Source organism: Corynebacterium pseudodiphtheriticum, from assembly GCF_023509295.1.
Classification (GTDB): Bacteria; Actinomycetota; Actinomycetes; order Mycobacteriales; family Mycobacteriaceae; genus Corynebacterium; species Corynebacterium pseudodiphtheriticum.
Genome location: NZ_CP091864.1, coordinates 57,559 through 70,787, shown reverse-complemented (window position 1 = coordinate 70,787; position 13,229 = coordinate 57,559). Strand labels below are relative to the sequence as shown.

Below are 13,229 nucleotides of genomic sequence, written 5' to 3'. Positions count from 1 at the left end.
ATGTCCACGCCTAGTGAAGTTCCCATCACACGACAAGCACTGTCACAAATGAGCGACCGCGTCTCATTTTTGTACGTAGAACGTGCAGTTGTAAACCGGGATGGCAACGCGCTGACCATAACTGATCAGCGCGGCGTTGCTCATGTGCCGGCTACAAAACTGGCTGTGCTTATTCTCGGCCCTGGTACCAGAATCACTTATGCAGCCATGGCTCTACTCGGTGATGCAGGTGCAGCAACCGTCTGGGCCGGGCAACGTGGGGTTCGTTATTACGCCCATGGAAGGCCTCCTGCTAAATCGTCACGCATGGCAGAAATTCATGCAGAAATAGTCACCAACCAAAGAAAACGATTGGACTGTGCACGAAAAATGTACAGCTTACGTTTTCCAGGTGAAGACGTATCTGCACTAACTATGGCACAACTGCGCGGCCGAGAAGGTGCACGCATGAAAAAAATCTATGCTGCAGAAGCAAAGCGGACCGGGATTGCCTGGAGCCGTAGGGAATACGATCCCAACGACTTTGACTCTGCAACACCAATCAATCAAGCATTGACCACGGCGAGTGCGGCTCTGTACGGCATCGCGCATGCCGTGGTGGTCGGGCTCGGATTCATTCCAGCATTGGGAATTGTGCACAGTGGAACTGATCGGGCTTTCGTCTACGACATCGCAGATCTTTACAAAGCTGAGATTGCTATTCCCGCCGCTTTTTCCGCAGTGGCAGCCGCACCAGATAATCCAATTCCACTTGTGCGACGTCTTCTCCGCGATGCAGTCGTCGACAAGCGTCTTATGCAACGCATGGTCCACGACCTCAAATCCGTCATGAGCGTGCCCGACGAAGAGCCGTTCAGCGACGCCGAACTTTACCTGTGGAGTGAGTTGGAAGTCGTTTCTGCAGGCATGAACTGGTCTGAATACGAAGAGGCACAATCGCAATGATCGTTCTCATCGTCACCGCATGCCCAGCTGGACTACGCGGTGACCTAACAAAATGGCTGACAGAGGTCAGCCCAGGGGTATTTGTCGGCACCCCGTCTGCACGCATCCGTGAACTGTTGTGGGCAAGAACAGTGGAACTTTGCAAAGACGGGCGTGCTCTACTAGTACAAGCAGCCAAGAATGAACAGGGAATGGAATTCCGTACTCACCGACATGATTGGGAGCCCACGGATTTCGATGGCCTCACCCTGTTTATGCGGCCCAAAACCCGAAAGCCCGGACCCCGCCGAACCGGTTGGAGCAATGCCCGACGACAGCGACGTTCCTATAAGCAGCCTTAACAAAAACGGACGCGCCGTCAGCAATCGACATTAAGTTCCCGCCTGCAGCATTTTGATGCAGATTTCTCGAACCTAGTCCAGGATCTGCTCCCGCAGAATCGACATCGGGATCGAGCCATAGCTCAACGCCTCCGCATGGAACTGCGGCACACTCATGCCCTGCGCCACCGCAGCATCGCGCAAGTCCGACCACATGCGCTGCCCCAGCGCATACGACGGCGCCTGCCCCGGCCAACCCAGGTAGCGATCCAGCTCAAACGACAACGTGGCCTCATCCAACGCGCAATTATCACGCAAGAAGTTCTTGGCGTAGCACACATCCCAGTGCCCCGGACCATCCGGCACCTTCTTGCCCAGGTGCACGCCGATATCCAGCACCACACGGGCCGCACGCAGACGCTGCGCATCCAACATGCCCAGGCGGAAGCCCGGATCATCCAAAAAGCCCAAATTCGCCATCAGCTGCTCGGCATACAACGCCCAGCCCTCACCATGGCCGGAGTTCCAGCAGGCCACACGGCGCCACAGGTTCAGGTTCTCCCGCTCCATCAGCGTCTGCCCCAACTGCAAATGATGGCCCGGCACGCCCTCGTGGTACACCGTCGTCAATTCCTGCCAGGTGTGGAAGGTGGTGGTCTCCTTCGGCACCGACCACCACATGCGGCCCGGACGCACGAAATCATCCGACGGTGGGGTGTAGAAAATGCCGCCAGTGCCAGCCGGATCAATCTTGCACTCGATGGTGCGCACCGGCTCCGGAATATCAAACTCCGTGCCGTGCAACGCGGTAATCGCGGCGTCGGCCTTCTCCTGCATCCACTCCACCAACGCGTCGGTGCCACGCAAAAGGTACTTCGGATCCTGATTCAGCCGACGGAAAACCTCACGGCACTCCGTCTCGTCGTCGTAAATCTGCGCCGCAGTCTTGCGCTGCGCCTCGCTGATTTCCCGCAGCTGCTCCAGGCCCCACTGGTAGGCCTCATCCAAATCCACGCTGTCGCCAACGAAAAGCCGCGAAAAACGCTCGTAGCGGTCACGGCCCACCCCATCACGGGAACTGGACTGCGGCACCACTTCCAGCGTCAACCAATCCGCAAACTCACCAAAAGCAGCCTTAGCGTCAACCACTTCCTGGCTATGCGGGTCCAGGCCCAGCCCCTCCAACAGCGAGCCTGGCTGCGCCAGATCCTCACACTGGTTCACCACGGCATCCACCTGGCGATACTTCGGCGAGTGCCCATGCGCGCAGGCGTCCTTCAGCGATTCACGGTAACCATCCAAGCTGTTGCGCACCAAGCTCAACCGCGAGCGCAGATTATCCAAATCCTCGGTGGACTCATTGGGCATGAACACCAAGGTGTCGCGGATGGTCTGTACTGGCGAAGCGATATTGTTCAGCGCCGCCTCAGTCTCACCAGCATGGTGCAGGTCCAACTCCAACAACAGCCGGTCGCGCAGCACGTTCGCGGTGACGTAATCGATTTCGTCGAAATCGTCGTCGTCATCCGACTCATCGGTGGCTTCGTCGAGTGCGTTGACGTCCTCGATCATCTCGCGGGTGCGATCGGCTACGGCTTCGTAATACTCCGGGGAGAAATCCTCCAGCTTGTCGTCGTAGCCCGCAATGCCCCACGCGGTGGCTTCGGTGGGTGAAAGCTCTGCCAAGTCATAGACAAAATTCTCGCAGGAAGCATCCAGCAAGGACGGCGGACGCGGCTCGGTGCGGTCCTGGGTCCACTGCTGCCCGGCGCGGTTTTCGCGCACGTCTGCGGTCGATTCGCTACTCATAGCAGGTGAGTCTAAACCCATTTGCCTGTAAGTTTCCACCCAGCCCGGTGTTAGTCGTCCCACCGTATACCGCCGGTTTTTACAACTGCCCCAGTAGTCACAATAGTCACAATAGTAACAATAGTCACAGTAGTACCTGCTTGCCGACGTTTGCCCACCTGCCACACACGCAGGTTTTTATGCAGGTCAGTCGCCGGTACCGCCAGGGGTTCATAGTATTCTTAATAGCCATGGAGGAACCAGGAACAGCGACTGGAAAAGCAGCTGCCCACAGCAACGGCACACCGCCAGAGTCTTTCCAGCACCCCCAGGCATTCGGCCAGCCCACCACCCCTGCTGCGAAATGCCTGTATGTAATCCGGCAGAAGTCTGTGATTAGCCGGGCAGACCTGATTACCGCCACCGGTTTGTCTCAGCCGACGATCACACGCGCGATCACCACGTTGCTGAATGAAGGCTATGTGGTTGCTCGTGATGATCTCGCCCGTTCGCATGGCCGCGGTCGCCCAACGACGCCGGTGGAGCTCGCGAAGCCGTTGTGGATGCTCGCCGGTATTGCGGTGGGCACGAAAGAAACTTTCCTGTCAGTATTCGATATTCGCGGCCGTACCATCCGCGAGTCCACCATTGACACTCCCGTCGCCGAGCTGACCGAGAGCGACTTCATCCAGCACATCATGGCCGGACTGCACCGTTTGGTCACTGGTTTGGAGCACACGTTGTTAGCGGTGGGTGTGACCACCTCTGGCCAGGTCACCCGCGACGGCGTGGTTAGCGCACCGAACTTGGGCTGGGAGCAGGTCGACGTTGCTGCTTCCTTGCGTTATCAGTTCTCCGTGCCGGTTTCGGTGTCCTCGGCAGTACCGGCGATCCTTGGTTCCGAGATGCAGGCTGGTGATTTGCTGGTTTCCGATGATTCCGAGCGCACGTTGGTGCTGTTCGCCGACGACTCCATCGGCGCGGCCTATACCAACCCTTCCGGCGTACACCCCATCGAGGTTTTACCGCCGATCAGCAACACAGAGCTGGATATTTCTGCCGCAGCCCCGGAAAAAACCCTGATCACCCGCTATATTCTGCAACAGATTGCGGGCCTTTCCCTGGCCACGGAAGGTGCTTCTTCTGCACCAGCGGAGTATTCCCTGCATACTCTTGCCGACGCCGTCGCCATCGCGGACTCGGACACCGCAGTGCGTAAAATCCTGGATGCCCGCGCCAGCGCACTAGCGAAACTCACGGTAGATCTGGTGAAAGAGCACAAGATTTCCACGGTGGTGGTGGCGGGCTCGGCCTTCGTGGATGATCCACTCGCTCCGAAGATCTTTGCCGCTACGGTCCGCGAGATCATGACTAAGGAGAAGGCCCCGAAGATGCGCATGGTGCCTACTCACGAGGAAGTCGTGCGCTCCATTACACGTGCGGCGGCACTGGATCAGATGTTGCGTGAGCCGCTGAAGCTGGTGCCCAGCGACGATTAGCCGTACGCGGGATCGCCAGGCTACGTCGGCTCAACGGGCTGCGTGGGATAAACGAGCTCGCCGGGCTGCGTGGGCTCAGTTGGTTCAGCTGGTTCAGTGGGCTAGCCGTTGAGTTCTTTGTGCGCGGCGGCGGTTTCCACGTATTTTGCTGCGTGCGGGATGAACGCCTGAGATTCTTCGTCGGAAAGCTCGCGGCGCACCTTCGCTGGCACCCCAGCGGCCAAGACTTTATCCCCGATTTCCGCGCCTTCCAACACCACCGCCCCAGCAGCAATCAGCGCGCCGACACCAATCACTGAGTGCGAAAGCAACGCGGATTTCATGCCGATCAGCGTTCCATTGCCCACGTGCGCTCCATGCACGAGCGCCATGTGGCCGATGGTGACGTCGTCGCCAAGCACGCAATCGGCATCGGCGTCGACGTGCAACACCGAATTGTCCTGGATATTAGTGCGAGCGCCAATTTTGATGCGGTTGGAATCTGCGCGCAGCACACAGCCATAAAACACAGAAGCCTGCGGACCAATTTCTACATCCCCGATCAAGGTGGCATTCGGGGCGATGAAAGCCGATTCGTGCACGCGCGGAGTTTTACCATTAAAAGGAAGAAGCAAAGCCATGCCACCATGCTAATGCGATAGGGCTTGCCGACGGCATGTTTAACGTGAAACTTGGTCCACCAATTCACACAGCTGCCCGACGCCCAAATACAGCCGGGCGCACATCCCAAGCTCCGCCGCAGCAGCCAGATGGCCCTCGTTCGCGCTGATAAACAGGGTCTCGCGCACGCTGCTCCCCATCGCGTCGGCAGCAACTTCCAGCATGCGTTCGTCGGGAAGCGCCACTCCAATATCGCAGGAAAGCACCAGGGCATCGAGCTCTGCGAACTGCGGGTGCTGGCTGCGCAAGTTCTGCGCCTGGCTCAATGGACAATTTGCGGTGCCACCAACGGACATGCCGGCGTCCAGCAGGCTATCGATGCAGCCCCACACCTCGGTATCCAGATGGTTAGACGGGTTGGTATCGGCCGCAATGGCCTCGGCAATATCGCAATCGTCCAGGCCTACGCGGGCGATCATCTGCTGCCAAAACCGCTGATCGCCCAGGTCACCGCTGAAATAGGCTGGGCGGAGACCGGCGAATACCTGCCAGAATTTCTGCGCTTGCTCCGAGGCCACGTCATAGATACCTGCAGCCTGCAGCAATGCTGGGTCGCGTGCGTCACGCGGGGTGCGCACCAGCGTGCCTGGCAAGTCCACCAGCAGTTTCATCTGTGCCATACCCGCCCAGTATAGAGCGGGAAGAATCCACGCGCCGTGGGGTTGGCTAGTGCATGGTGTCCAGTCCTGAGCTCTGCGAGTGCTGATTCACCGGCGCCCACTGCACGCCTTGTTCGCTGCGCAGGCGGCGGTTCCACACCGGGTTGGCACCAGGCATAAACCAGATCAGCACCCCGGAGATCGCGGCAATCAGCACCCCGCCGAGCACAGAATAATCGTGTGGGATCCACCAGAATCCGGCCATCGTCATCGCGATGATCACCAGCCAAATCAGTGGAATATAGAGGTTTAGATTCAGGCGACTGGCCGTACGGTATTCACTCCAATCTTCAGCCGGGAAGCGATTTCTGGCTTCGGAGCGAATACGACGGGCCGTCTTTTGCGATAGCGCCACGACAGCAAACAGCAGCAGAGCCAAGCCAACACCAGCGATGAGCAACTCCCCGTTCACGCAGCCATAGATCAACACCATGCAAGCAACAACTAAGGTTAATCTTTCCACACCAGTGAGGGGTAAACCATTAGTAGGATTCACATCCGGATAAAGACTGCGAAAAGAGCTGGCAGTGGGGGCATTCACGGGTTTTCTCCTGAATAAAATACAAAGACATGGCCAATTGGCTTTAGCCTAGCCTATTATTTCTTAGGTTTTCCAGGTATTCTACAGATGCACAAAATTCGGGAAGCTCTGCTAGAAGAATATCTGCAGGACACCCCACATTTCACACAGTTTTACCGCCGCGTCTATTCACCACTGCCTGCGCGGGAATCCTGCCCGGAACCGCGCGGTACCTGAAAGACACCTGCATGAGTTTAGGAGTCCACAGTGTCTCAGCAGTCGACGTCCCGACTACGCACATTTTCCCGTCGCGCTATAGCCAGTAGCTTTGCCTTATCTTTAGGCTCGCTCAGCGCGCTGGCTGTAGCATTCACCCCCACCGCTCATGCAGCAGAACAATGCAGTTTCAACTGGGGCATCAAGCAGTCCTATCGCAACTACATTCAGGGCCCAGTTGCGAAAGGCGGCTGGGGAGCAGACGGCATCGGTTTTAGCGGTAGCGAGACCGGCCCGGACGGCGCCTTCGTATTCTCTCCAAAAAAGACCGAGGCCAACGGCAATAGTGTCACCTTCAACTTCAACGGCACACTAAAGTTCAATGGCCACGGACACCACGGCAAAACTAACGTCGACCTGCTGGATATGACGCTTTCAGACTGGAAGGTCCGCGCCGAAGGCAACCGGGCAGACATCATCGTCGACTACGTTTCCTATGAATCTGACATGGTCGACACCAGCAAACGCGGGCCCCAAATCACTGGCGACGACGTCGCCATCGCCACCATCAACCTGAACACCCCAGTCGAATCCGGCGCCAGTGAGGTCAACCTGGCCGGCACCACCAACCTGACCGCCGAAGGTCATAAGCTGTTCTTAGCCTATGACGCAGGCCAAGAAATGGACCCGACCTCCGGGGCCATTAAAACCGACGGTAGCTGCGATTCCGGTGGCAATTCTGGTGGCTCAGGTTCCGGTGGCAACAAGCGCACGCTAAACACCATCAAAGGTAATTTCACTGGTTTCAACAAAGAAATCATGTCCATGCTGCAAGAATCCAACGACACCTTGAATGCCTTCACCACGTTCATGGGCAACAGCCAGGCATTCTTGGATGAATACGAGTCTTATCAGAAACGCTTCGGCGGCGGCTCTGGCACCGGCGGCACTGGGAACAACAGTGGCGGTACGACTTCCGGTGGCAGCAGGTCGGGCGGCGGTAACTCGAATTCCGCTCAGTCTCAATCCGGTGGCGCTAGCGGCAACAGTGGCACCGGCGGAACAGGTGGTACGGGTGGCGGAGCTACCTCTGGTGGCGGTACCAGCAATGCAGCTGGCGCTGGTGGAGGAACCGGCAACGTCGCAGGTGGCAACACGGGCGAAGCAGGCGCAGGCGGTGCGGGCGAACAATGCCACGCCACCGGGGTCACCTCTTCCACCCTGGGTTGGGGTTTGAAGAAGTCTTTCCGCTCGTACATCACCGGCTCTATCGCCAAGGGATCCTGGACGCTGCAGGGTAGCGACTACGTCGACGGCCAGTACCGCTTCAACGGTAACACCGGCAACGTGGATACTGGCGCGAAAACTGGCAGCATCCGGCACAACGGCGCGGTGCAATTCGATGGCCACCACGGCGTGCTGGATTTGAATGTCTCGAACCCAGAGGTCACGTTCAACGGCAACTCCGGCAAACTGTTTGCCGACGTCCGCTCATCCACCATGGAAGGCGAAAAACTCAACTTCGGCCGCGTCGCGGTCGCAGATCTGCAGTTCGACTCGCTCAATGTGGATGCCAACAAAGCCAGTGGTAAAGCTCGGGTGTTCCTGACCGATACCGGCGCAAAGGCCTTCGCCGGTTTCTACGAGCCCGGCCTGGAATTGGATCCGCTGAACTTTAATGCCCAGCTCGGCGGTGCGGGCGACTGCTCTGCAGCGGGAGGCGCTTCTGGTTCTGGTACCGCGGGCGGTGCCGCTGGTTCCGGCGGTGCTGGAGGCACCGGCAAGGTCGCTGGTGGCGGTGGCACCGGTGACGTCGCAGGTAGTGGCGATAATCCACTGTCTGGAGAAGGCCAAACCACCGGCTACGAAAACGGTTCCGGCAACTTCAAAATTAAATCCGCAGGCGCCAACAACTCTGGCTTGGGCGAAAACCCAAGCACCTACATTCTGCTGTTCTTAGCCGGCCTGATCGTCGCTGGTGGTTCCATGAGCCACCTGGTCATGCGCAACCCGGCCTAAGCCCCTCCCCGCGTCTATCCCACGCCTGTCCTGCGACCGTCCCACGACTGCGCAACAACTCCCAATGACTCCCCAAACCCCGCATACCGAACCCCGAAAGGATAAGCCCGTGCTGACCACCACTTCTGCGCTGCCGAAAACCAGCGCCCGAAGCATGCTCACGGCGATCATACTGGCTGCCTCGCTCGTACTCACCGCCTGCGGCATCCAGGGAGAATACGCCCACACCGGCGATTCCCAGCTCCGCGAGCAACTGCCCGCAGCAGGAGATCTCAACGATCCGCGCTCATTCACCGGAGTCACCCACGTCGACGATTTCGAAGACGTCGTTCCAGTCGTGGACAACCCCGAACCGCAACTACCGGTGGAGCTAACCGACGCTGACGGCTACGACGTCGTCGTCGAGGATGTCTCCCGCATCCTAGCGCTGGACTTGTACGGCACGTACACCAAAACCCTGACTGGCCTGGGCCTGGCGGATAATATCGTCGGCCGCACGGTCTCTTCCACGGAAGACATCATGGCGGATAAGCCCGTCGTCACCGAAGGCGGCCACAACATCAACGTCGAGGCTGTGCTGGAGCTACAGCCGTCGATCGTGATCGTGGATCACTCCATTGGCCCACGGGATGCTATCGATCAGATCCGCAATGCGGGTGTGACCACCGTGGTCATGGAGCCAACCCGCACCATTGATTCCATTGCAGAAGACATCACCACCCTGGGCGGAGTTGTCGGATTGCCGGATGAGGCAGAGCAACTCGCCCAACGCAGCGTCGACGAGCTGGAAAAGGATCTCGCGGCGATTCAAGAGCTCGTCCCAGAAGATCCGATGCGCATCGCGTTTTTGTACGCCCGTGGCACAGCTGGCGTGTTCTTCATCATGGGTGAGGGCACCGGCGCGAAAGACCTCATCGAAGGCGTCGGTGGTATCGACCTAGCAACCGAGCACAACCTGTCCTATGTGGAACCAGCGAATGCGGAATCGCTCGCGAAGATCAACCCGGAACTCATCATCATGATGACCAAAGGGCTCGAATCCACCGGCGGCATCGAAGGCCTCATGGAACGGCCCGGCATCGCGCAAACCATCGCCGGACAGAAACAACGAATTGTTACACTTCCCGACGGCCAATCCCTGGCCTTCGGCCCGATGACCGGACAAACCCTCTTGCGTCTAGCACAGGCGATTTATGACCCAGAACAGCAATAAGACCACCACTGCCCCGTCGGCTGCGCGCACGGCCACGACGCCGCGCCACCGCCGAGAAAACCCCCGCGCGCCCCAGCAACACCGCGATGTCTTCGCTCAACGGCACCGCTTGCGCGTGGGCACCTTCGTCGCCCTGATCGTGCTGCTGGTGGGTTCTGTGCTCTTGTCGACGGCGCTGGGCCAGTACTACCTGTCCTTGCCGGATCTGCTCAGCATTTTGACCTCCGGGCCACGTGCAGAAACCGATATTGCCGCCAGCGTGGTGTGGGACATTCGCCTGCCGCGAATCTTCCTAGGCTTTTTGGTCGGCGCCGCTTTGGGCGTGGCTGGCTGTTTAATGCAGGCGGTATTCGCTAACCCGCTAGCAGAGCCCAGCATCGTCGGCGTAACCTCAGGCGCCGGTGTCGGTGCGGCCCTGGTCATCGTGTTTGAGGTCAGCTTTTTAGGTACGTTCACCGTGCCTGCCGCAGCTTTTCTCACCTCACTGATCGTCACTGCAATCATTTATCGCCTGGCGCATAACCGTGGCAAAGTGGCCGTCGTCAACTTGATTTTGACCGGTATTGCCGTCAACGCGGTGTGTGGCGCCTTGATTTCTTTCATGGTGTACCTAGCGCCGACGACCAGCCGCGAGCAGATCATTTTCTGGCAGATGGGTTCGCTCAACGGTTCCCAGTGGAAGCATGTCTGGGTGGTTTTGCCGATCGTCATCGTCGGTTTTGCCATCGCCTCGCGTTTGGGCGCCCAGCTTGATGTGTTGGCTTTGGGTGAAAAAGCTGCCGGGCACACGGGCATCAACGTCGCCGTATTACGCATGGTCGCTATCGTCGCTTCGGCGGTGCTGACGGCTGCGGCGGTGTCTTTCGCCGGCCTGATTGGTTTCGTCGGTTTGATCGTGCCGCACGTATTGCGCACTATTGTCGGCCCGGAAAATAAGATTCTGCTGCCAGCTTCGGCGCTGGCGGGTGCGTTGTTGATTGCGCTTGCCGACGTCGCTGCCCGTACCCTGATCCCGTTTGCGGACCTGCCGATCGGTATTTTCACCGCACTGGTGGGTGGGCCCACCTTCTTCATCCTCTTGCGTAGGATGATGCGGAAAGGATCTGTCTAGTGAGTATCGTCGAAATTTCTCAGCTAAGCGTAGAGGTTGGTCAGAAGACCCTACTGCGCGATATCAGTGTCCACGCAGAAGCCGGGCAGGTCACCGGGCTGATTGGGCCGAATGGTGCGGGTAAGTCCACGTTATTGGCTGCGATGTGCGGCGATCTCGAGGCTTCGACTGGCACCATCAGTTTGGCTGGCGTGAACCCAGCGCAGGCATCACCGAAAGAGCTAGCGCTGATCCGTGCGGTGATGCTGCAGGATGTTTCGGTTTCTTTTGAGTTTTTGGTGCGCGATGTGGTGGCTATGGGCCGTCGTCCATGGGCGAAGAAGGTGGAGCCGCAGGTCGATGAACAGATCATCGATGCCGCGCTTGCAGCCACGGACACAGTGCATCTTGCAGGGCGCGATATTGCGACGCTTTCTGGTGGCGAGCGGGCCCGGGTGGCATTGGCGCGGGTGTTGGCGCAGCAGACACCGATCGTGTTTTTGGATGAACCGACGGCCGCACTGGACATCAGCCACCAGGAGCAGGTGTTGGCGTTGGTGAAGAATTTGGCACGTGAGGCCAATATTGCGGTTTTTGTGGTCATGCATGATTTGAATGCGGCCGCGGCTTATTGCGATCGGATTATTTGTCTTGCCGACGGCGCCATCGCCGCTATGGGGGAGGTTTCTGAGGTATATACCGATGAGATTTTATCTTCTGTCTACCAGTGGCCTATCGAGGTGACCTCGCATAATGGGCAATACTTGGTGAGCCCAGGACGCCAGTACCCTACCCCTGAGCAGGACGATTTGGTGCGGTTATTGGGTGCCCGTTAAACGCTTACCGACGGTAGGCATGGCACTGTAACCAGCGCTTATCGTCATTATGCATATGGACCGAAACCCTCAGCTACGGACACCCTAAATTGATTACCCCCATAAGTCACACCTTACCTAAACACTCTATTGTGAACCTCTCCTAAATCTTTTAAACTTTTCCTTGTCTAAATTGGTCATTTCTTCGAGGAGAATACATGAAGAATAAATTTTCCCTGGGAGCTTCCCTCTGTGTTGGTTTGGCAGTCATCGGCGGTGCTCTGACGCCAGCAGCCTATGCCCAGGATGCCCAGGGTAACGCCGCTAATACCTGCCAGAACCCAGGCGTCGAAATCGTCGACGGCAAAATTCACTGGGGCATTAAAGAATCCTTCCGTAACTACATCAACGGGCGGATCGCTAAGGGTGAATGGAAACTAGAAGGCGCGGTCACCCAGGACACTACCGACAAAAATGCTCAACGCCAAAAAGGTTTTCAGTTCCACTTTGACGTAGACCCACAAGCCTCCAAGATCGAGCTCGACAAAGCTGGCAACGTTGCTAATTCCGAGATTCGGACCAAAGATTCCACTTTGACCTTCGAGGGTCACCACGGTGCTTTGTTCACACAAATGAAGTCGCCGTACATTAAAACCCAAGGTGGCCAGCTACAAGCAGGGACTGGCTACGTCGGATACTACGTACCGGGCAAAGATATGACGCAGTACACCAAAGAAGACCGTACTGAAGAAAATTTGCGCACCGGCGAGGCTGAGTTCGCAGTCGGCACTACCGATGGTTGGAAACCCGCAGATAACAATCTGACCATGTCTGGCTCAAATCTACACTACGTACAGAATCCAAACTCAGACGTTAATGCTGGGAAGTACGAGGGCGCCGACCTCATCTTCATGGGAGCCTACGACAACTCTGCCCCAATCGATGACGTTAATGTTGAGCTGAACGTCAAAAACACCTGCTTGGACAAGGTTGAAGACAACACCGCTCCCGAGGCGAACCAGCCACAGGAAGGCACTACCCCTCCTGCACAAGACCCTGCACAGCCTCCTGTAAAACCAGAAAAGCCCAACGACAAACAGCCGAGCGAGAAGCAACCAAACGATAAGCAGGAAGAAGGCGCAAAACCTGGAGACAAGCAGCAGGATAAGAAGCAACCACCTGCAGATAAGAAACCTGGCGAGAACACCACTCCAGGCAAAGAAGAAGCAAAGCCAGAGGCTCCTGGTTCCTCGCTGGGTGCAGACTTCAGCAGCAACCCTGCTGATAACAAGGGCCTGAGCAAGCTACAACAGTTCTTCAACGTTGCTCTTGGTCTAGCAACTTTCGCTGGCATGGCCACGATGATCGGCAACCTGTTCCACAAGGTATTCGGCCCACAGTTTCAGCACTTCATGAATAACTTGCCATTCAAGATCTAAAACTGTTGAAACCTCCTCGCTCAGCATAAATAAGCAATCCTGAACG

General features: G+C 57.6%; 12 protein-coding genes. 8 read left to right on the top strand and 4 right to left on the bottom strand.

Going from position 1 to position 13,229, the window contains the following annotated elements; translation table 11 throughout:
* Together cas1e and cas2e are read left to right on the top strand one after the other, a co-directional pair.
* Positions 1-945, top strand: coding sequence for a type I-E CRISPR-associated endonuclease Cas1e (gene cas1e, locus L9H78_RS00310; protein WP_283775215.1), 945 nt, complete (start codon positions 1-3; stop codon positions 943-945).
* A complete protein-coding gene (gene cas2e / locus L9H78_RS00305) occupies positions 942-1,286 on the top strand; it encodes a type I-E CRISPR-associated endoribonuclease Cas2e (RefSeq protein WP_126850148.1) in 345 nt (114 codons plus the stop codon). The genes cas1e and cas2e overlap by 4 nt, the downstream gene beginning before the upstream one ends.
* A gap of 72 nt (positions 1,287-1,358) precedes the next feature.
* Here the strand turns inward: cas2e and L9H78_RS00300 are convergent, their stop codons facing one another.
* Complete coding sequence (locus L9H78_RS00300) at positions 1,359-3,074, bottom strand: DUF885 domain-containing protein (protein ID WP_249620100.1); 1,716 nt, start codon at positions 3,072-3,074, stop codon at positions 1,359-1,361.
* A gap of 230 nt (positions 3,075-3,304) precedes the next feature.
* Between L9H78_RS00300 and L9H78_RS00295 the strand changes: the two genes are divergently transcribed.
* Positions 3,305-4,552, top strand: coding sequence for an ROK family protein (locus tag L9H78_RS00295; RefSeq protein WP_249620099.1), 1,248 nt, complete (start codon positions 3,305-3,307; stop codon positions 4,550-4,552).
* A 101-nt stretch (positions 4,553-4,653) separates the two neighbouring features.
* On the opposite strand, the gene L9H78_RS00290 is transcribed toward L9H78_RS00295, so the two are convergent.
* The 3 genes from L9H78_RS00290 to L9H78_RS00280 are packed head-to-tail and all read right to left on the bottom strand — an operon-like array spanning position 4,654 to position 6,412.
* Positions 4,654-5,172 carry a gamma carbonic anhydrase family protein gene (locus tag L9H78_RS00290; RefSeq protein ID WP_249620098.1) on the bottom strand — a complete coding sequence of 173 codons (519 nt, stop codon included), beginning with the start codon at positions 5,170-5,172 and terminating at the stop codon, positions 4,654-4,656.
* 39 nt (positions 5,173-5,211) lie between these two features.
* The gene (locus tag L9H78_RS00285; protein WP_249620097.1) at positions 5,212-5,832 is read right to left on the bottom strand and encodes an HAD family hydrolase; all 621 of its coding nucleotides are present in this window, start codon (positions 5,830-5,832) and stop codon (positions 5,212-5,214) included.
* Between the two features lie 46 nt (positions 5,833-5,878).
* The gene (locus tag L9H78_RS00280; protein WP_249620096.1) at positions 5,879-6,412 is read right to left on the bottom strand and encodes a hypothetical protein; all 534 of its coding nucleotides are present in this window, start codon (positions 6,410-6,412) and stop codon (positions 5,879-5,881) included.
* A gap of 246 nt (positions 6,413-6,658) precedes the next feature.
* Between L9H78_RS00280 and L9H78_RS00275 the strand changes: the two genes are divergently transcribed.
* The 5 genes from L9H78_RS00275 (at position 6,659) to L9H78_RS00255 (ending at position 13,183) form a co-directional block, all read left to right on the top strand.
* On the top strand, positions 6,659-8,626 hold the full coding sequence (locus L9H78_RS00275; RefSeq protein WP_347276366.1) for an HtaA domain-containing protein: 1,968 nt from the start codon (positions 6,659-6,661) through the stop codon (positions 8,624-8,626).
* A 154-nt stretch (positions 8,627-8,780) separates the two neighbouring features.
* Complete coding sequence (locus L9H78_RS00270) at positions 8,781-9,839, top strand: heme/hemin ABC transporter substrate-binding protein (protein ID WP_027018376.1); 1,059 nt, start codon at positions 8,781-8,783, stop codon at positions 9,837-9,839.
* The gene (locus L9H78_RS00265) at positions 9,820-10,950 is read left to right on the top strand and encodes a FecCD family ABC transporter permease (protein ID WP_249618008.1); all 1,131 of its coding nucleotides are present in this window, start codon (positions 9,820-9,822) and stop codon (positions 10,948-10,950) included. The genes L9H78_RS00270 and L9H78_RS00265 overlap by 20 nt, the downstream gene beginning before the upstream one ends.
* Positions 10,950-11,765, top strand: coding sequence for a heme ABC transporter ATP-binding protein (locus L9H78_RS00260; RefSeq protein WP_430622688.1), 816 nt, complete (start codon positions 10,950-10,952; stop codon positions 11,763-11,765). The genes L9H78_RS00265 and L9H78_RS00260 overlap by 1 nt, the downstream gene beginning before the upstream one ends.
* A 197-nt stretch (positions 11,766-11,962) precedes the next feature.
* Positions 11,963-13,183, top strand: coding sequence for an HtaA domain-containing protein (locus tag L9H78_RS00255; RefSeq protein ID WP_249620095.1), 1,221 nt, complete (start codon positions 11,963-11,965; stop codon positions 13,181-13,183).
* Positions 13,184-13,229 lie beyond the last annotated feature (46 nt).

What these genes read in the sequence shown, in the direction of transcription:
- cas1e (WP_283775215.1), top strand. Translation starts at nt 1, where the DNA reads ATGTCCACGCCTAGTGAAGTTCCCATCACACGACAAGCACTGTCACAA.
- cas2e (WP_126850148.1), top strand. Translation starts at nt 942, where the DNA reads ATGATCGTTCTCATCGTCACCGCATGCCCAGCTGGACTACGCGGTGAC.
- L9H78_RS00300 (WP_249620100.1), bottom strand. Translation starts at nt 3,074, where the DNA reads ATGAGTAGCGAATCGACCGCAGACGTGCGCGAAAACCGCGCCGGGCAG.
- L9H78_RS00295 (WP_249620099.1), top strand. Translation starts at nt 3,305, where the DNA reads ATGGAGGAACCAGGAACAGCGACTGGAAAAGCAGCTGCCCACAGCAAC.
- L9H78_RS00290 (WP_249620098.1), bottom strand. Translation starts at nt 5,172, where the DNA reads ATGGCTTTGCTTCTTCCTTTTAATGGTAAAACTCCGCGCGTGCACGAA.
- L9H78_RS00285 (WP_249620097.1), bottom strand. Translation starts at nt 5,832, where the DNA reads ATGGCACAGATGAAACTGCTGGTGGACTTGCCAGGCACGCTGGTGCGC.
- L9H78_RS00270 (WP_027018376.1), top strand. Translation starts at nt 8,781, where the DNA reads ATGCTCACGGCGATCATACTGGCTGCCTCGCTCGTACTCACCGCCTGC.
- L9H78_RS00265 (WP_249618008.1), top strand. Translation starts at nt 9,820, where the DNA reads ATGACCCAGAACAGCAATAAGACCACCACTGCCCCGTCGGCTGCGCGC.
- L9H78_RS00255 (WP_249620095.1), top strand. Translation starts at nt 11,963, where the DNA reads ATGAAGAATAAATTTTCCCTGGGAGCTTCCCTCTGTGTTGGTTTGGCA.